The sequence below is a fragment of the Stenotrophomonas maltophilia R551-3 genome (assembly GCF_000020665.1).
Classification (GTDB): domain Bacteria; phylum Pseudomonadota; class Gammaproteobacteria; order Xanthomonadales; family Xanthomonadaceae; genus Stenotrophomonas; species Stenotrophomonas maltophilia_L.
On sequence record NC_011071.1, the window covers coordinates 3,652,128 to 3,671,507 of the forward strand.

Here is a 19,380-nt window from a genome sequence, read left to right on the forward strand (position 1 = left end):
CGCGGGCGATCAGCCCTGGTAGTCGCGCACGTCGCTGCCGGTGTAGACCTGGCGCGGACGGCCGATCTTCATTTCCGGATCAACCTGCTGTTCCAGCCAATGCGAGACCCAGCCGGAAGTACGGCCCAGGGCGAACATGACGGTGAACATTTCGGTCGGGATCTGCAGCGCCTTGTAGATGATGCCACTGTAGAAATCGACGTTCGGGTACAGCTTGCGGGCGACGAAGTACTCGTCCTGCAGCGCGGCCTGTTCCAGCTTCACGGCCACGTCCAGCAGCGGATCCTGCACGCCCAGCTGCTTGAGCACCTTGCCGGTCATCTCGCCGATGACCTTGGCGCGCGGGTCGAAGTTCTTGTAGACGCGGTGACCGAAGCCCATCAGGCGGAAGCCGGAGGTCTTGTCCTTGGCCTTGAGCACGGCGGACTCGACATTGTCGGCAGTGCCGATCTCTTCCAGCATCTTCAGCACGGCTTCGTTGGCACCGCCGTGGGCCGGACCCCACAGCGCGGTGACGCCAGCGGCGACCGACGCGTACGGGTTGGCACCGGTCGAACCGACCAGGCGCACGGTCGAGGTCGAGGCGTTCTGCTCGTGGTCGGCGTGCAGGATGAACAGCAGGTCCAGCGCCTTGACCACGTCCGGGTTCAGATCGTACTGGCCATCAGCCGACTCGAAGGTCTGCTTCAGGAAGCGGCTGACGTAGTCCAGCGAGGTGTCCGGCTTGTTGGCCGGCAGGCCCTTGCCGTGGCGGTAGATCAGCGCCGACAGCGTCGGCACCTTGGCGATCAGGCGCACGGCAGCCTGGCGGCGCTGTTCGGCGTCGGCCAGGTCCAGCGAGGCGTGGTAGATGCCTGACAGCTGCGCGATGGCGGCGGTCAGGATGGCCATCGGATGAGCATCCTTGGCGAAGCTGCCGATCAGGGTGTTGATCGACGCATCGACGTTGGCTTCAGCCGCCAGCTCGTCGGTGAAGGCCTTCAGCTGTTCGGCGCTCGGGCGCTCGCCGTTGATCAGCAGGTAGGCCACTTCGACGTAGCTCGACTTTTCCGACAACTGTTCGATCGGGTAGCCGCGGTACAGCAGCACGCCCTTGTCGCCGTCGATGTAGGTGATGGCGGACTTGCAGCTGGCCGTCGCGGTGAAACCGGAATCGTAGGTGAAGTACCCCGTTTCCTTGGTCAGCTTCGCGATGTCGACGCAGTCGTTGCCAAGGGTGGGTTTGATGACGGGCAGAACGACCGACTTATCGCCGGCGTTGAGCGTGACCTGATCAAGATCGGACACTGTGTGCGCTCCTTCATGGGAAGGCGCCTGCCCAAGCGCATTGGTCAGGCACGTGAATGACGTCCTCGGCCTGTGCCGGGGATCACGCCATTATCGCACAGCAGCATTTGCCCGGCGCTAGACAGAAGTCGTATACGACAGGCGGCCAGACGCCGGCCGTTGAGCGGCCCGGATCGGCAAAAGCGTTGTCATCCGAACGCAGTGTTCCGTCCATCCAAACGCCCGTTGGGTAGGCGTTGGGGAAAAACAAACGGCCGCGCAGAGCGCGGCCGTCGGTTCGAAGCTGGATCGACAGATCAGCGCGCGTAGCGCTTCTGGAACTTGTCGATGCGGCCCGAGGTATCGATGACCTTGTGCTTGCCCGTGTAGAACGGGTGCGAAGCAGAGGAAATTTCAACCTTCACCAGCGGGTAGTCGTTGCCGTCTTCCCACTTGATGGTTTCCTTCGTGCTCATGGTCGAGCGGGTCAGGATCTTGAAATCGGAGGTGACGTCATGGAAGACGACGTCGCGGTAGTTCGGATGGATATCGGCCTTCATGGGCTCACACCGTAAATGGGCTGGTGGTCAAGAGCGGCATTATAAGCACCGGTTGCCCCTCGGGGCAACCGGTTGCCGGCATCCGGCTCAGGCGGCGCCCAAGGCCTGGCGTACCAGGGCCTCGAAACGGGCCTGATCGTAGGCCATCAGCAGATCGCAGTTGTCCGGCTGGCCGGTCTGGCGGTTCCAGTCGACGATGGTGGCGCCGCGGCTGAACGTACCGTTCAGCTCCACGTTCAGCGGCCGCGACTCGACCTGCAGCTGCCCTTCCGGGTTCAGCGCCCAGGCCATGGCCAGCGCGTCGGCGGTGTACCAGCGGCCGCCCTTGCTGTCTTCGGACAGGCCACGGGTCTTGCGCGAAATCAGCTCGTAGAAGCGCGCGCGATCGGAATCGGCCTGCAGCCATTTTTCGGCGTCCTGCAGCGGCAGGCCGTGGGCGACGGTGGCCTCCCAGTCCGACACCAGCAGGTGCTTGAACGAGGTGAACACCACGTGCGCCGCTTCCGGATCGAAGGCGATGTTGAATTCGGCGGCCGGGGTGATGTTGCCGTGGCAGGTGACCGCGCCGCCCATCACCACGATGCGCTTGATGCGCTCGGGCAGGGTCGGGTCCAGCTTCAGTGCCAGTGCCAGGTTGGTCAGCGGGCCAAGCATCACCAGCATCAGTTCGCCGGCGTGCTCGTGCGACAGGCGCAGGATGGCCAGCGCGGCGTGTTCGGCGTCGGCCTGGCGGCTCGGCGGCGGCAGATCGACGTCGCCGTAGCCGTCACGGCCATGCACGTGGGCGGCGTCAACGGAGGGATGCAGCAGCGGATCCGGGCTGCCGGCGAACACCGGCACGTCGGCGCGGCCGACGATGTCGCAGAGCTTGAGGGCGTTGCGGACGGTGTACTGCAGGCCGACATTGCCGGCGGCGATGGTCAGGGCGACCACGTCATGCCGTTCATCGGCAAAGGCCATCAGCAGGGCCAGGGCGTCGTCCACACCGGGGTCGGTGTCGATCAACAGGGGGATCTTGTGGGTCATCGTTGCCGTCTTCAGATCGGCAACGAAGTGTGGACCGGGATGATGACCGTTGCAAGTACGGGGGATTGGGGTTCGGCAGGGCTGCGCCCTGCACCTGCTTAATGCAACGGCAAGGGCAAAAGCTGGCTATCCGTGGGATGGCGGGGTGGGTCCGATGGCGGGGGACGGCGTGAATACATCCGTGTAGCCTCGGTCGCGCCATCCATGGCGCTCACGCCCCCGCCACCGGACCCACCCCGCCTTCGACAATTTCCCGCGGTCTGTCGGAACGGCGTTCTGCTCTGGTAGGTGTCGACCTTGGTCGACACATTCACGCAATGCGTGGAGGAACATGTAAATGATCGAATCGGCTCTCTGTAGAGTCGAGCCATGCTCGACTCACGCGCGTAGCGCGAACAGCAGCCGAGCGTGGGCTCGGTTCTACAGTAGATCCACACCATGCGTGGATGTGTGGATCAAGTTCCACACCTTCAAATGCGGCGTGGATGAGCGCCGGGACATGGGGTCAGAGCCCTTTGCCATGCAAAGGGATCCGACCCGCTTACGCCGAGGCGTAGCGCACGGCGGTGCCGATCCAGCGTTGCACCACGCGATCGGCCAGCGCGGGTTGCTGGTCCAGCAGGCGCTCGGCCAGGTCATGCACGCCGGGCAGCAGGCCGGCGTCGCGGGCCAGGTCGGCAATGCGGAAGCCGGCCAGGCCGGTCTGCCGGGTACCCAGCAGTTCGCCGGGGCCGCGCAGTTCCAGATCCTTCTCGGCGATGACGAAGCCATCGTTGGTTTCGCGCATGGTCTGCAAACGCTCGCGCGCCATCTGCGAAAGCGGCGCCTGGTACAACAGCACGCAGCGCGAGACCGCCGAACCACGACCCACGCGGCCGCGCAGCTGGTGCAGCTGCGCCAGGCCGAGGCGCTCGGCGTTCTCGATCACCATCAGCGAGGCATTCGGTACGTCCACGCCCACTTCAATCACGGTGGTGGCCACCAGCAGGTCGATCTCGCCGGCCTTGAACGCCACCATCGTTGCCAGCTTTTCCGCCGCCTTCAGCCGGCCATGCACCAGCCCGACGCGCACACCCGGCAGCAGCGCCTGCAGCGATTCGTAGGTGGCCTGCGCCGGGGTGGCATCCAACTCTTCGCTTTCTTCAATGAGCGTGCACACCCAGTACACCTGTCGCCCTTCCTGGCAGGCCAGGGCGATGCGTTCGATCAGTTCCGGGCGGCGATCATTGTTCAATGCAACCGTCTGCACCGGCGTGCGGCCCGGTGGCAACTCATCGATGGCCGAGACATCCAGGTCCGCATACTCGGACATCGCCAGCGTGCGTGGAATCGGCGTGGCGGTCATCACCAGCTGGTGCGGCACGCTGTTGCCGCCCGCGCCCTTGTCGCGCAGCGCCAATCGCTGGCGCACGCCGAAGCGGTGCTGCTCGTCGACGATGGCCAGGGCCAGGTCCTGGAACACCACCGCCTCCTGCATCAGCGCGTGGGTGCCGACCACGACCTGCGCTTCGCCGTTGGCGACCTGCTCCATCACCTTGGCGCGCGCCTTGCCGGTAACCTTGCCGGCCAGCCAGGCGATGCGCACGCCGAGCGGCTCCAGCCAGCCGCGCAGGTTGTTGAGATGCTGCTCAGCCAGCAGTTCGGTAGGGGCAGCCAGTGCGACCTGCTTGCCCTGCTCCACCGCCAGCATCGCCGCCAGTGCGGCAACCACGGTCTTGCCGGAGCCGACGTCGCCCTGCACCAGCCGCAGCATCGGGCTGGGGCGGGCGAGATCTTCGCGGATCTGCTTGAACACACGCGCCTGTGCGCCGGTCAGCGCGAACGGCAGCTGCTTCAGCAGTGCCTTGGCCAGCTTGCCGGGACCGGCCAGCGGCGGCGCGTGGTGTGCCTGCAAGGCGATCCGCTGGCGACGCAGGCTGAGGTGGTGGGCCAGCAGCTCTTCCATTGCCAGCCGGCGCTGCGCCGGATGGGTGCCTGCGGCCAGCGCGGCCAGGTCGGCATCCGGCGGCGGCCGGTGCACGGTCAGCAGGGCGCTGCGCAGTGACGGCAGGCCGAGGCCATCCAGCCAGCCGCTGGGCAGCAGTTCCAGCGTGCTTTCCTCGGGCAGGCGGTCCAGCGCCTGGCCGATCAGCTTGCGCATGGTCATCGGGCCGACGCCTTCGACGGTGGGATACACCGGGTCGAGGCGGTCGCCGAGTTCGGGATCGTCGTTGCGGCCCAGCACCTGGTAGCTGGGGTGGACGATTTCCAGGCCGAGGTGGCCGGGTTTGGGCGTGCCGAAGCAGCGCAGCCGGTTGCCGACCGCGAACTGTCCGACCTGCTGCTGGCGGAAGTGGAAGAAGCGCAGCACCAGGGTGCCCTGCCCTTCGTCTTCCACCGCCACTTTCAGCATCGGCCGGTAGCGCATGCCGCGCTCGACCGCGACCACCCGCCCTTCCACCTGCGCCGGCACGCCGTTGCGCAGGTCTTCGATGCGGGTCAGCCGGGTCCGGTCTTCATAGCGCAGCGGCAGATGAAGCCAGAGATCCTGCAGGGTGGCCAGGCCACGCGCCTGCAGTTTGGCGGCCACGGCCGGACCGACGCCGGCGAGCATCGCAAGCGATGCTTCGCCGGACGGTGACAGGACCGGGGTGACCGCCGCCTTGCGTGCCACGTGGCGGTCAGTCGATGACCATCACCGCGTCGACCTCGAAGTTGGCGCCCTTCGGCAGGCCGGAGACTTCGATGGTGGAACGGGCCGGGAACGGGGCCTGGAAGTAGTCCTGCATGACGGCGTTGACCTTGGCGAACTCGCCCAGGTCGGTCAGGTACAGGCCAAGGCGCACGACCTTGTCCAGCGAGCCGCCGGCGGCTTCGGCAACCGCCTTGAGGTTGTCGAACGCACGACGGGCCTGGGCTTCGACGTCACCGGCGCCGACGATGTCACCGGTGGCCGGGTCGAGCGGAATCTGACCGGAGAAATACACGGTGTTGCCGGCGCGCACGGCCTGCGAGTACGGGCCGATGGCGGCCGGGGCCTTTTCGGTGTTGATGATCTGGCGGGACATGGGTCGCTCCGGTGCTTTTGGGGGAAAACAGAGCGGTGATTGTACCGGGTGGGGGCGCATCCACGCATGGCGTGGATCTACCGCGCCGCTTCGGTAGTGCCGGCCGCTGGCCGGCAACTCCATGAACGTTTGCCGACATCGCGAGGTTGCCGGCCAGCGGCCGGCACTACCGGGAACATCCACGCATGGCATGGATCTACTGCAATGCAACCGGTAGCGACGGGCCATTCCCGGCGAGCGCGCAATCATCCACGCATTTGTGTGGACCTGCAGCGGGATTCAATGGGGTCAGAGCCCTCTCCGTTGGAGAGGGATCCGACCCCGGGTTCGTGTTACTGGCGGCGCACGGCCTGCACGACCGACAAGCGGCGCAGGCGGCGCATCACTTCGGCCAGGTGGTTGCGGTCGCGCACCTGGATGTTGAACGCCAGCACGGCGGCGTTGAAGTCGCGGTCCAGGTAATCCACGCGCTCGATGTTGGAATGGCTCTGCGCGATGGCCGCGGCCAGCTGCGCCAGCACGCCGGTGCCGTTCTCCACTTCCACCACCAGCGAGGTGTCGTAGTCGCCGGAAACGGTGGTGTCCCAGCCGATCGGCACCCAGCGCTCGGGCGACTTGCGCAGCTCGGCCAGGTTCGGGCAGTCCATGCGGTGCACCACGATGCCCTTGCCGGCGGTGTGGTAGCCCATGATCTCGTCGCCGGGAATCGGCTGGCAGCAGCCGGCGAAGGTGACCACGCCGCGCTCGCTGCCGTTGATCAGGATCTTTTCCTGCGAGTGGTGGCGCGAATGCGGGCCGCCACGCAGTTCGGCGTAGGCCATCAGCGCCTGTGCCGCCTGGGTCGGCATCCAGTTGCCCAGCGCGACCTCGGCCAGCAGCGCCTCCAGACGCGGGAAGCGGTGCTCGGCCAGGAACGCATCCAGGCGTCCCTTCGGCAGCCGCTCCAGCGAGGAATCCATCGCTTCCAGCGCGCGGTCGAGCATGCGATGCCCCAGCTGCACGGCGTCTTCGTGCTCCAGCTGCTTGAGCTGGTGGCGGATGGCGGTGCGCGCCTTGCTGGTGACCACGAATTCCAGCCACTGCGGTTTCGGCGTGGCCGAGCGCGCGGTGATGATCTCCACCGACTGGCCCGACACCAGCTTGGTCCGCAACGGCACCAGCTTCTTGTCCACGCGCGAAGCGACCGCCATGTTGCCGACGTCGGTGTGCACGGCATAGGCGAAATCGAGCGCGGTGGAGTTGCGCGGCAGCGCCAGGATCTTGCCCTTTGGGGTGAACAGGTAGACCTCGTCCGGGAACAGGTCGACCTTGACGTTGTCGAGGAACTCCAGCGACGAACCGGCAGCACGCTGCGAGTCGATCAGTTCAACGATCCAGGCATGCGCGCGGCTCTGTGCGCTGTTGGGCGAATCACCACCGAACTTGTAGGTCCAGTGCGCGGCCACGCCGCGTTCGGCGATCAGGTCCATCTCCTCGGTACGGATCTGCACTTCGATCGGCGAGCCATACGGCCCGAACAGCACCGTGTGCAGCGACTGGTAGCCGTTGGCCTTGGGAATGGCGATGAAGTCGCGGAAGCGCCCATCCAGCGGCTTGAAGGTAGCGTGCACCGAACCCAGCGCGTGGTAGCAGCTGGGCACGCTGCGCACGACCAGGCGGAAACCGAACACATCCATCACCTGGTCGAAGGATTTGTTCTCTTCGTGCATCTTGTTGTAGATGCTCCACGGCGTCTTGATGCGGCTGACCAGGCGGTGCTCGATGCCCTCCTTGGCCAGGCGCTGCGACAACTGCACTTCCACCTGCGCCAGCGCCTCGCGGCGCACCACCGGCTGGCTGCGGATGTGCTTTTCCAGGATGGCATGGCGCCACGGATACAGCGCCTTGAACCCGAGGTTCTGCAGTTCGCTCTTGACCAGGCTCATGCCCAGGCGCTGGGCGATGGGCGCGTAGATCTCCAGCGTCTCGCGGGCGATGCGGCCACGTGCCTCGCGGCTCTGCGCGCCCAGCGTGCGCATGTTGTGCAGGCGGTCTGCCAGCTTGATCATGATCACGCGCAGGTCGCGCGACATCGCCAGCAGCATCTTGCGGAAGCTCTCGGCGGCAGCCTCCTGGCGGTCGCGGAACTTCAGCTTGTCCAGCTTGGTCACGCCGTCGACCAGCTCGGCCACGGCCTCACCGAACTCGGCCGACAGCGCCTCACGGGTCAGCGGGGTGTCTTCAATGGTGTCGTGCAGGATCGCGGCGATCAGCGCCTCCACGTCCAGGCCCAGCTCGGCCAGCACCTGGGCCACGGCCACCGGATGGGTGATATAGGGCTCGCCCGACTTGCGCGTCTGCCCAGCATGCGCGGCGGCGCCGACTTCCCAGGCGCGGCGCAGCAGCGGCAGCTGCTCGGGCGGCAGGTAGTGGGCGGCGCGTTCAAGCTGGAGGACGTAGTCGGGTACGGCGGCAGCGGGGACTGCGGCGACCTTGGCAGTGGGGCCTGGGTTCATGCCCGAAGCCTATGCCAGTGCGCCGTTTACGGCAAATCCTGAATGCGAAACAGCCCGCACGGGGCGGGCTGTTCGGCGTATCCAGCAATGACCTTGATCGATGCGATCAATCGTCGTTCTTGGACATGTCTTCGTCGGCGACCACTTCGGCGGCGGCCCACTCCAGCGCTTCGCGCTCGGCGCGCTCACGCTCGGCCTTCTCGACTTCGTCGATCAGCGCGTTGTCGATCTTGCGGGCGGCGATTTCGCGCAGTGCCAGCACGGTCGGCTTGTCCTCGGTCTCGCTGTTGTCCAGCGTGGCCTGCACGCCGTTGGCGAGCTGGCGGGCACGCTTGGAAGCCATCATGACCAGTTCGAAACGGTTGTTAACGACTTCCAGGCAATCTTCTACGGTGATGCGGGCCATACGGGCTCCCGGCGACCGGTCGGCCGCTCAGTCGAATGAGGGAAAGGGGACGGAGTGTACTGGCAGGGGCTGGACAAAATCAAGCCAACCCCCACCCGATTCTTTTGGAATCAGTCAGTTGCGCCCGGATCAGGGGTCAGCAGCGCCTGGATCAGGCCGGCGTGGCGGACCTTCTGGGCCTCCCGGCGCAGGCGGCTGGCGGTGAAGATGGCACACAGCTCGTCCACGGCGGTGTCGAACACCTCGTTGACGATGACGTAGTCGAACTCGTTGAAGTGCAGCATCTCGTCACGGGCGGCACCCAGGCGCTGGGCGATGACCGCCTCACTGTCCTGCCCGCGCTTGCGCATGCGGTCCTGCAGGGCCTGCTTGGACGGCGGCAGGATGAACACGGTGACCGTGCCCGGCACCAGCTGGCGTACCTGCTGCGCCCCCTGCCAGTCGATCTCCAGCAGCACGTCCTGGCCGGCAGCGAGCTGCGGTTCCACCGACTGGCGGGCGGTGCCCTTCCAGTCGCCGTGCACCCAGGCATGCTCGAAGAAGTCGCCGGCGGCGATCATCTGCTCGAACTTCTCGGCACTGACGAAGTGGTAGTGCTTGCCGTTCACTTCACCCGGGCGCATGGCGCGCGAAGTGAAGGAGATCGACAGGGCGATCTGCGGATCACGCGCCAGGGTGGCATTGACGATGCTGCTCTTGCCGGCACCGGAGGGGGCGGCAACGATGTACAGCGTGCCGCGCGCAACGGCGTCCGACGGCTTCGACGGGGCGCTCATGCGCGGAACCCAACTGGTTGATTTCGCAAAATTTTTCCTCAGTGTTCCAGATCCGGCGCGGAGGATCGCGCCAGGACGGCGGGGGCTGCGCGGAACATCCTGGAACCAGGCCCGGCAGACGGCTCCCCGGGGTGCGGGCACGCAACTTTAGCAGAGGCGCCCCTTTCCGCGCCCGGCCAGCGGGCTGCCGGGCCTTGTGCCACATGGGCGTGCGGGGGCCTGTGCTATAACCGGGCCGTACCCACCGACAGCCCGGAGGCCTGCGCCTCCTCGCCATCCCAGGAGAACGGCATGCCCTCGATGAGCCGCCGCCAGTTCCTGAAAGTGACCGGGACAACCCTGGTCGGCTCCAGTCTGGCATTGATGGGCTTCGCGCCCGGCATCGCGCTCGCGGAGGTCAGGCAGTACAAGCTGACCCGCGCGACCGAGACCCGCAACACCTGTACATACTGTTCGGTGGCCTGCGGCATCCTGATGTACAGCCTCGGCGATGGCGCCAAGAACGCCGAGCCGAGCATCTTCCATATCGAGGGCGACCCGGACCATCCGGTCAACCGAGGCACGCTGTGCCCGAAGGGTGCCGGACTGGCCGACATCATCCACAGCAAGTCGCGCCTGCTCTACCCCGAGTACCGCGCGCCGGGCTCGAACGAGTGGAAGCGGCTGAGCTGGGACGATGCGCTGGACCGCATCGCGCGGCTGATGAAGGAAGACCGCGATGCCAACTTCGTGCAGCAGAACGAAGCCGGGCAGACGGTCAACCGCTGGCTGACCACCGGCATGCTGGCCGCCTCGGCCACCAGCAATGAAACCGCGGTGCTGACCCACAAGGTCGTGCGCTCCCTTGGCATGTTGGCATTCGACAACCAGGCACGTGTCTGACACGGCCCGACGGTGGCAGGTCTTGCCCCGACGCTAGGCCGTGGTGCGATGACGAATCACTGGGTCGACATCAAGAATGCCGACCTGGTGCTGATCATGGGTGGCAATGCCGCCGAGGCGCATCCGTGCGGGTTCAAATGGGTGACCGAGGCCAAGGCCCACAACAAGGCCCGGCTGATCGTGGTCGATCCGCGTTTCAACCGCTCGGCCGCGGTGGCCGACGTGTACGCGCCGATCCGCACCGGCACCGACATCGTGTTCCTGGGCGGCCTGATCAACTACCTGTTGACCGAGGACCGCATCCAGCACGAGTACGTGCTGAACTACACCGACATGTCGTTCCTGGTGAAGGACGAATTCGCCTTCAAGGACGGCCTGTATTCGGGCTACAACGAAGAGAAGCGCAGCTACGACCGTTCCAGCTGGGACTACGTGTACGGCGATGATGGCTTCGTGCGCAGCGACCCGACGCTGAAGGACCCACGCTGCGTCTACACCCTGCTCAAGCAGCACTACGCGCGCTACACCGTGGAGATGGTCGAACGCATCTGCGGCACGCCGGCCGACAGCATCCGCCAGGTCTGGGACATGATCGCGTCCACCGCCGGCAAGGACAAGGCGATGACCATCCTGTACGCGCTGGGCTGGACGCAGCACTCGGTGGGTGCGCAGAACGTGCGCGCCGGCACCATGGTGCAGCTGCTGCTGGGCAACATCGGCGTGGCCGGCGGTGGCATGAACGCGCTGCGCGGGCATTCCAACATCCAGGGCCTGACCGACATCGGCCTGATGTCCGACCTGCTGCCCGGCTACCTGACCCTGCCGAAGCAGGACGAGCAGGACTACGACGCCTACATCGCCAAGCGCACACAGAAGCCACTGCGCGCCAACCAGATGTCGTTCTGGCAGAACTACCCGAAGTTCCACGTCAGCCTGATGAAGTCGTGGTGGGGCGACGCCGCCACTGCGGACAACAACTGGTGCTTCGACCATCTGCCCAAGCTCGACAAGCCGTACGACATGCTGCAGGCGTACGAGCTGATGAACGAAGGCAAGATCCACGGCTACATCTGCCAGGGCTTCAACCCGCTGGCCTCGGCGCCGAACAAGGGCAAGCTGATCAGTGCGTTCTCCAAGCTGAAGTTCATGGTCAGCATGGACCCGCTGGAAACCGAGACCATCGCGTTCTGGCAGAACCACGGCGCACTGAACGACGTCGACCCGGGCACGATCCAGACCGAAGTGTTCCGCCTGCCGACCACCTCGTTTGCCGAGGAAAACGGCGCGGTGGTGAACTCCTCGCGCTGGCTGCAGTGGCACTGGAAGGGGGCCAATCCGCCGGGCGAAGCGCGCAGCGACATCGAGATCATGTCCGAGCTGTTCCATCGCATCAAAGCGATGTACGAAAAGGACGGTGGTGCGTGGTGGGATCCGGTGCGCGACCTGGCCTGGAAGTATTCCAACCCGGAACTGCCGACGCCGGAAGAACTGGCGATGGAGTACAACGGCAAGGCACTGGTGGACGTGTTCGATCCGAAGGACCCGACCAAGCTGGTGCGCAAGGCCGGCGAGCAGCTGGCGGCATTTGGCGACCTGCGCGACGACGGCAGCACCGCCTCCGGCTGCTGGATCTACATCGGTGCCTGGGGCCCGACCGGCAACATGATGGCGCGGCGTGACAACAGCGACCCCACCGGTATCGGCAACACGCTGGGCTGGGCCTGGGCGTGGCCGGCCAACCGCCGCGTCATGTACAACCGCGCCTCGTGTGACGTGGCCGGCCAGCCGTTTGATCCGCGGCGCACGCTGCTCGCCTGGAACGGGAAAAACTGGGGCAGCGTGGACGTGCCGGACTTCAAGGCCGACGAAGATCCCGCAGGCGGGATGGGGCCGTTCATCATGAACCCGGAAGGCATCGCCCGCTTCTTCGCCAAGGCCGGCATGGCCGAGGGGCCGTTCCCGGAGCACTACGAACCGTTCGATACGCCGCTGCGCAGCAACCCGCTCAGCCCCGGCCAGGCACTGACGCTGAACAACCCGGCGGCCCGCGTGTTCGCCAGCGATCGCGCACAGATCGGTTCGCCGGATGAGTTCCCGCATGTAGCCACCACTTACCGGCTGACCGAGCATTTCCACTTCTGGACCAAGCACGGCAAGCTCAACGCCATCATCCAGCCCGAGCAGTTCGTCGAGATCGGCGCGGCCCTGGCCGACGAGCTGGGCATCAACAACGGCAGCCGTGTGCGGGTCAGTTCCAAGCGCGGCCACATCGAAGCGGTGGCGATGGTGACCAAGCGCATCAAGGCCCTGCAGATTGATGGCAAAACCGTGCACCAGGTGGGCGTGCCGATCCACTGGGGCTTCCTCGGTGCGGCCAAGCCCGGATACATCGCCAATACGCTGACCAACGCCATCGGTGACGGCAATTCGCAGACGCCGGAGTCGAAGTGCATCCTGGTCAAGGTCGAGAAGGTGTAGGAGACACGCCATGTCACTGCAATCCCTGGATATCATCCGCCGCTCGGCCACCACCACGCCCTCGCCGGAGGCACGTGGTGCGCATACCGGCCAGGTCGCCAAGCTGATCGATGTGAGCAAGTGCATCGGCTGCAAGGCCTGCCAGGTCGCCTGCATGGAGTGGAACGACCTGCGCGACGAGGTCGGCAGCTGCGTTGGCAGCTACGACAACCCGCCCGACCTGAGCGACCAGTCGTGGACGGTGATGAAGTTCCGCGAGTACGAGGACGAGAAGGGCAAGCTGGAGTGGCTGATCCGCAAGGAAGGCTGCATGCATTGCGCCGACCCGGGATGCCTGAAGGCCTGCCCGTCGCCGGGTGCGATCATCCAGTACGCCAACGGTATCGTCGACTTCCAGGAAGAGAACTGCATCGGCTGCGGCTACTGCGTGACCGGCTGCCCGTTCGACGTGCCGCGCATTTCCAAGAAGGACCACAAGGCCTACAAGTGCACGCTGTGTTCGGACCGGGTGGCGGTGGGCCAGGAACCGGCCTGCGTGAAGACCTGCCCGACCGGTGCGATCACCTTCGGCAGCAAGCAGGCGATGACCGAGCATGCCGCCGGGCGCGTGGAAGACCTGAAATCCCGTGGCTACGAGAACGCTGGTCTGTACGACCCGCAGGGCGTGGGTGGCACCCATGTGATGTATGTGCTGCAGCACGTGAACAAGCCCGAGCTGTACGCCGACCTGCCCAAGGACCCGCGCATCAGCCCGATGGTGGAAGTGTGGAAGGGCGTCGCCAAACCGCTGGGCGTGCTGGCGATTGCCGCCACCGCCTTCGCCGGCTTCCTGCATTACATCGGCATCGGCCGCAACACGGTGAACGATGAGGAAGAGGAGGAGGCCGAGCACGAGGCGAAGAAGATCGAAGAGGAGCAGCGGCCATGAAGTACGCCCCGCACCCGCGGCAGATCGTGCGCTACCGCGCGCCGACCCGCATCAACCACTGGATCGTGGCGATCTGCTTCGTGCTGACGGCGCTGTCCGGGCTGGCCCTGTTCCACCCTGCCCTGTTCCCGCTGACCCAGCTGTTCGGCGGGGGGCCGTGGACGCGCATCCTGCACCCGTTCATCGGCCTGGTGATGGTGGTGGGCTTCGCCTTGCTGGCGTTCCGCATGTGGCGCGACAACCTGCCGACCGCCGACGATGGCAAGTGGATGCGCGGCATGCGCGATGTGCTGCGCAACGAGGACGAGAAACTGCCGCCGGTAGGCCGCTTCAATGCCGGCCAGAAGCTGCTGTTCTGGGCCATCATCGGTTGCCTGTCGGCGTTGCTGCTGACCGGCTTCGTGATCTGGCGGCAGTACTTCAGCCACTTCTTCCCGATCGGGGCGATCCGCTTCTCGGTGCTTGCCCATGCGCTGTTCGGCTGGGTGCTGATCTGCGCGATCGTGGTGCACATCTACGCGGCGATCTGGATCAAGGGTTCGGTGCGGGCGATGACCCAGGGCAAGGTGACCTATGGGTGGGCGTACAAGCACCACCGGCAGTGGTTCCGGGACATCCTGCGCGGACGGCGGGGAGAGGGTTGACGGCAGGGCCTGCGGCCCTGCACCCGCAAAATCAACGTCAACGTCAACGGCAAAAGCGGGTTTCCTGGGGATGGCGGAGTGGGTCCGGTTGCGGGGGACGCTGCAAGTACGTCCATGTAAGCTCGGTCGCCGCATCCATGCGGCTCACGCCCCCGCAACCGGACCCACCCCGCCTTCGACAGTTTCCTGCGATCTGTCGGGACGGCGTTCTGCGTTGCTCTTGGTGGGTGTCGACCTTGGTCGACACGATGAACACGGCAACAACCGATGGGGTCAGATCCGTTTTCCAGAGGAAAACGGATCTGACCCCAACCTTTCAAATGGCCGGCAGCACGCTGGACGCCAGCGCCGACAACGGCGAGGATGGAGGCTGGTTCTTCCGGCTGGCCCTGCATGGCGCAACGCATCCTTGAACCCGGTGAAATCGAGACGCTGGCCTCGCGCGATGTTCCGCGCATCATCCTGCCCGATGCTGCGTCCCTGTTCTCCGATCGCGCAGCACGCCTGCGCAGCCTGGCCGCGCACAGTGCCATCGGCGGTTACCTGCAGTTGCTGGCGGCGTTGGCCGAAGCGCAGCAGGCGCTGCTGGATGAATTGACGCCGCAGCAACGTGAAGCGCTGCAGGTACAGGCGCGCGCGCAGCAGTCGAGCGCTGCGGCCGGCGCCGGCATGCCGCTGCGTCCCGCCAACACCCTGCAGCTCGACGACCGCTGGCGCGGATGGTTGCGCACGCTGTGCCAACACTGTGCCGATGAAGCCGGCCTGCCGGCGGAAACCCGCCAGGAACTGCAACGCGTTGCCGCTGCCGATGACGCGTGGCTGGATGCGCAGGCGCACGCGGTGCTGGAGCGGGACGACGCGCCGTCGCTGGATGCGGTGGCTGCGCTGCTGGTGATGACGGCGCTGCAGGTGTACTGGGTGGTATTGGCCGAGAGCTTCCGCCCGGCCGATCTGAAGCCGCTGGCCGATGCACCCGGGCTGTGCCCGCTGTGCGGCACCCTGCCGGTGGTAAGCGTGGTGCAGGCACGCCCACCCTATGCGTCCTATCGCTACCTGTCGTGCGCGTTGTGCGCCTGCCAGTGGCACTACGTGCGCGTGCAGTGCAGCCAATGCGGCACCGCCGGCAAGGACATCGCCTACCGTGCACTGGCCGATGTGGATGGCGACGCCGGCCACGCCGTGCGCGAAAGCGCAGTGCGCGCCGAGACCTGCGACCACTGCCACAGTTACCGCAAGATCCTGTACCTGGAAAAAGACCCGATGCTGGAACCGGTGGCCGACGATCTGGGCACCCTCGCACTGGACCTGCTGCTGGGCGAGGAAGGCTACGCGCGTGCCAGCCAGAACCCGCTGCTGTGGCAGGCCGACGGCGACTGACCGATGCCACGCACGCCTCCTGCTCCGGCATCCGCCGCTGCCCTGCCCTCGCTGGATCGGCTGCTGCGACTGCCGGCATTGTCCGAACTGATTGAAGGCCACGGACGCAGCCGCATCACCCAGCTGCTGCGTTCGCACCTGCAGCAGCTACGCGATCGGATCAGCAGCGGGCAGTTGTCCGCCGAGCAACTGCAACAGGCGGTGGACGGCCCAGCGCTGGTCGCCGCACTCAACGCAGCGTTCGCCGCCGATGCACGCTTGGACCTGCAGCCGATGTACAACCTGACCGGCACCGTACTGCACACCAATCTGGGCCGCGCCCTGCTGCCCGAGGCTGCGGTACGGGCGGTGACCCGCGCGATGACCGCACCGGTCGATCTGGAATTCGACATCAGCCGTGGCCGCCGCGGCGACCGCGATGCGCGGGTGCAGGCGCTGGTCTGCGAATTGACCGGCGCCGAAGCCGCTACCGTGGTCAACAACAATGCGGCAGCGGTCCTGCTGCTGCTCAACAGCCTGGCCAACCGCCGCGACGTGGTGGTGTCGCGCGGCGAACTGGTGGAGATCGGCGGTGCCTTCCGCATTCCCGATGTGATGCGCAGCGCCGGCGCGCGGCTGCTGGAAGTGGGTACGACCAACCGCACCCATCCGGCCGACTTCGCCAACGCCATTGGTGCGCGCACCGCGCTGCTGATGGAGGTGCACGCCAGCAACTACGCGATCACCGGTTTCACCGCCAAGGTCGAGACCGCGAAGATGGCGACGATCGCGCACGAGCATGGCCTGCCGCTGGTGGTGGACCTGGGCAGCGGCAGCCTGTGTGATCTGGCCCTGTTCGGCCTGCCGCACGAGCCGACCGTACAGGAAACGCTGGCGGCCGGTGCCGACCTGGTTTCGTTCAGCGGTGACAAGCTGCTGGGCGGACCGCAGGCCGGCATCATCGCCGGTCGCGCCGACCTGATCGCACGGATCAACCGCAACCCGCTGAAGCGGGCGCTGCGCATGGACAAGATGGGGCTGGCCGCGCTGGAAGCGGTGCTGGCCCTGTACCGCGAACCGGAGCTGCTGGCGCACAGGCTGCCGACCCTGCGCACCCTGTCGCGCACGCAGGACGACATCGATGCGCAGGCACAGCGCCTGCTGCGGCCGATGCAAGACGGGTTGGCATCGGAGTACGGCCTTGAACGCGCGGCGATGCACAGCCAGATCGGCAGCGGTGCGCAACCGCAGGCACAGCTGGCCAGTGCCGGACTGCGCATCACCAGTACACGCCGAGGCGGACTGGATCGCCTGGCCAAGCGCCTGCGCCAGCTGCCACGGCCGGTACTGGGCCGCATCGCCGATGACGCATTGTGGCTGGACCTGCGCTGTCTCGAGCCTGCGGACGAAGCCGACTTCCTCGCGCAATGGAGCACGCTGCAGGCATGATCGTCGGCACCGCCGGGCATATCGACCATGGCAAAACCAGCCTGGTACGCGCACTGACCGGCATCGAGACCGATCGTCTGCAGGAAGAGCGAACGCGCGGTATATCGATCGAACTGGGCTATGCCTATGTCCCGGTGGAAAGCAGGGACGCCGAAGGCCCGGCTGCGACGCTGGGCTTCGTCGACGTGCCAGGCCACGAGCGCTTCGTGCATACGATGGTGGCCGGCGCCACTGGTATCGATGTCGCCCTGCTGGTGATCGCCGCCGACGACGGTGTGATGCCGCAGACCCGCGAGCATCTGGCGATCCTGCAGCTGCTGGGCGTAGACCGTGCCGCGGTGGCGCTGACCAAGATCGACCGCGTGGATGCCGCACGCCTCGCCCGGGTCGAAATCGAGATCGCTGCACTGTTGGCCGGCACGCCACTGCAGGACGCCCCCGTGTTCGCCTGTAACAGCACGTCACCTGAAGACACAGGTGTCAGCGCACTGCGTGCCCGCCTGCACGCGTGGGCTGCGGACGATGCCAGCACGCGCCAGGCCGAACTGCGCAGCGAACTGTTCCGCATGCCGGTGGACCGCGTGTTCTCGCTGGCCGGCCACGGCACGCTGGTGACCGGCGCAGTGCATGGCGGCGTGGCTGCTGTTGGCGAACATCTGCAGCTGATGCCGGCCGCCACCGACGTTCGCGTGCGCAGCATCCACGCGCAGAACCAGGCCAGCGAACAGGCGGTGGCGGGGCAGCGCTGCGCGCTGAACCTGGCCGCCATCGCCCGCGACGACATCACGCGCGGTGACTGGATCGCCGACCCGCGTGCGCTGCTGGCCACCACCCGCGTCGACGTGCGCCTGCGGCTTTCCGCGCGGGAAGCCCCCCTGCGCGACTGGGCGCCACTGCATATCCACTGGGGAACGATGCACCGGCAGGCCCACGTGGTGCTGCTGGAGGACCATGACCACGGCGATGGTCAGCTCGTGCAGCTGGTGTTCGATGCACCGGTCTGCGCGATGTGCGGTGACCGCTTCATTGCCCGCGATTCGGCCGCGACCCGTACCCTGGGCGGTGGTGTTGTGCTCGATCCAGATCCCCCGCAGCGGCGTCGGCGCAGCCTGGCTCGCCTTGCTTTGCTGGGTGCACTGGAGCAACTGGCGGCCGGAGCAGGGGTTGGCCCGCTGCTGCGGCAGGCCCCTTCCGGCATCCCCCTCGGCGCTCTGCAGCGCTACTGCCGGCGCGCCGCCGACCGGATCGACCTGCCCGACGACGCGCGCCGCATCGCTACCCGCGAAGACACGGTGATCATTCTTGCCCCGCACTGGCAGGCGCTGCGCGAACAGGTGCTCACCTCGCTGTGCGACTGGCATGAACGACGCCCGGACGAACCCGGCGTCGACAGTGGACGCCTGCAGCGCAGCACCCTGCCCGCGTTGGCAACCAGCCTGTGGAACGCCCTGCTGCAGGATCTGCTCGACGATGGCAGCGTGCAGCGCGCGGGTGCATGGTGGCGCTTGCCCGGCCACGATCACGCACCGCCGGAACGCGAACGCCTGCTGCTCGAACGCGTGCTGCCACAACTGCACGCGGGCGGTTTCGATCCGCCATGGGTACGTACCCTGGCGGCCGACATCGGCCTGCCCGAGGATGAGGTCCGCGCGGTCCTGCGCCGCGCTGCCGCGCGTGGTGAACTGTTCCAGGTGGTGCCCGACCTGTTCTATGCACCGGCCCGCATCGCCGAGCTGGCCGCGATCGTCGCGCAGCTGTCACAGGCCAGCGGCACGGTGGATGCGGCGGCGTTCCGCGATGCCATCGGGCTGGGCCGCAAACGCAGCATCCAGATCTTGGAGTTCTTCAATCGCGTTGGCTACACTCGACGCGTCGGTGACCAGCATCGGCCGCGCGGCGACCTGCAGTGGAACGAAGCGCGCGACTGAGCCCACCGGCATCGCGGTACTTTCGGAAGGCATGCGCATCCGGGCATGCGGCTGGGCTTCAAACCCAGTAGGGGGCGTCGATCGTTCCCTGGTAGGTTCGACTCCTGCTGCCTTCCGCCATTCGTGTTTCCGCAGGAGA

14 protein-coding genes and 1 tRNA gene are annotated in these 19,380 nt (G+C 66.5%); 7 read left to right on the forward strand and 8 right to left on the reverse strand.

All coding sequences use genetic code 11. The features are described from left to right. Window positions 1–9: 9 nt before the first annotated feature. The 8 genes from SMAL_RS16530 to gmk all read right to left on the reverse strand — a co-directional run bounded on the left by SMAL_RS16530 (window position 10) and on the right by gmk (window position 9,576). Window positions 10–1,287 carry a citrate synthase gene (locus tag SMAL_RS16530; protein WP_012511988.1) on the reverse strand — a complete coding sequence of 426 codons (1,278 nt, stop codon included), beginning with the start codon at window positions 1,285–1,287 and terminating at the stop codon, window positions 10–12. Between the two features lie 296 nt (window positions 1,288–1,583). Continuing rightward, window positions 1,584–1,826 (reverse strand): type B 50S ribosomal protein L31, encoded by a 243-nt coding sequence (locus tag SMAL_RS16535; protein WP_006389217.1) that lies wholly within the window; start codon window positions 1,824–1,826, stop codon window positions 1,584–1,586. A gap of 87 nt (window positions 1,827–1,913) precedes the next feature. Next, a complete protein-coding gene (locus SMAL_RS16540; protein WP_012511989.1) occupies window positions 1,914–2,852 on the reverse strand; it encodes a nucleoside hydrolase in 939 nt (312 codons plus the stop codon). A 541-nt stretch (window positions 2,853–3,393) separates the two neighbouring features. Then, window positions 3,394–5,505, reverse strand: coding sequence for an ATP-dependent DNA helicase RecG (gene recG, locus SMAL_RS16545; RefSeq protein WP_012511990.1), 2,112 nt, complete (start codon window positions 5,503–5,505; stop codon window positions 3,394–3,396). Between the two features lie 7 nt (window positions 5,506–5,512). Beyond that, the gene (locus tag SMAL_RS16550; RefSeq protein ID WP_012511991.1) at window positions 5,513–5,899 is read right to left on the reverse strand and encodes a RidA family protein; all 387 of its coding nucleotides are present in this window, start codon (window positions 5,897–5,899) and stop codon (window positions 5,513–5,515) included. Window positions 5,900–6,231: 332 nt separating this feature from the next. After that, window positions 6,232–8,394, reverse strand: coding sequence for a RelA/SpoT family protein (locus tag SMAL_RS16555; RefSeq protein WP_006389575.1), 2,163 nt, complete (start codon window positions 8,392–8,394; stop codon window positions 6,232–6,234). 106 nt (window positions 8,395–8,500) lie between these two features. Next, the gene (gene rpoZ, locus SMAL_RS16560; protein WP_005410877.1) at window positions 8,501–8,800 is read right to left on the reverse strand and encodes a DNA-directed RNA polymerase subunit omega; all 300 of its coding nucleotides are present in this window, start codon (window positions 8,798–8,800) and stop codon (window positions 8,501–8,503) included. 110 nt (window positions 8,801–8,910) lie between these two features. Further along, window positions 8,911–9,576: a guanylate kinase gene (gmk, locus tag SMAL_RS16565; protein ID WP_006389578.1), complete on the reverse strand. Its 666-nt coding sequence runs from the start codon at window positions 9,574–9,576 to the stop codon at window positions 8,911–8,913. A gap of 291 nt (window positions 9,577–9,867) precedes the next feature. Between gmk and fdnG the strand changes: the two genes are divergently transcribed. The 7 genes from fdnG (at window position 9,868) to SMAL_RS16605 (ending at window position 19,361) form a co-directional block, all read left to right on the forward strand. After that, a complete protein-coding gene (gene fdnG / locus SMAL_RS16575; protein ID WP_012511992.1) occupies window positions 9,868–12,936 on the forward strand; it encodes a formate dehydrogenase-N subunit alpha in 3,069 nt (1,022 codons plus the stop codon). A 10-nt stretch (window positions 12,937–12,946) separates the two neighbouring features. After that, on the forward strand, window positions 12,947–13,864 hold the full coding sequence (fdxH, locus tag SMAL_RS16580) for a formate dehydrogenase subunit beta (RefSeq protein WP_012511993.1): 918 nt from the start codon (window positions 12,947–12,949) through the stop codon (window positions 13,862–13,864). Further along, window positions 13,861–14,508: a formate dehydrogenase subunit gamma gene (locus tag SMAL_RS16585; protein WP_012511994.1), complete on the forward strand. Its 648-nt coding sequence runs from the start codon at window positions 13,861–13,863 to the stop codon at window positions 14,506–14,508. Before fdxH ends, SMAL_RS16585 begins: the two co-directional genes overlap by 4 nt. A 393-nt stretch (window positions 14,509–14,901) precedes the next feature. After that, complete coding sequence (gene fdhE / locus SMAL_RS16590; RefSeq protein ID WP_012511995.1) at window positions 14,902–15,885, forward strand: formate dehydrogenase accessory protein FdhE; 984 nt, start codon at window positions 14,902–14,904, stop codon at window positions 15,883–15,885. 3 nt (window positions 15,886–15,888) lie between these two features. Continuing rightward, window positions 15,889–17,313 (forward strand): L-seryl-tRNA(Sec) selenium transferase, encoded by a 1,425-nt coding sequence (gene selA / locus SMAL_RS16595; protein ID WP_012511996.1) that lies wholly within the window; start codon window positions 15,889–15,891, stop codon window positions 17,311–17,313. Next, on the forward strand, window positions 17,310–19,241 hold the full coding sequence (gene selB / locus SMAL_RS16600; RefSeq protein WP_012511997.1) for a selenocysteine-specific translation elongation factor: 1,932 nt from the start codon (window positions 17,310–17,312) through the stop codon (window positions 19,239–19,241). The genes selA and selB overlap by 4 nt, the downstream gene beginning before the upstream one ends. 24 nt (window positions 19,242–19,265) lie before the next feature. Next, window positions 19,266–19,361 (forward strand) — tRNA-Sec (locus SMAL_RS16605). The last annotated feature ends 19 nt before the right edge of the window (window positions 19,362–19,380 follow it).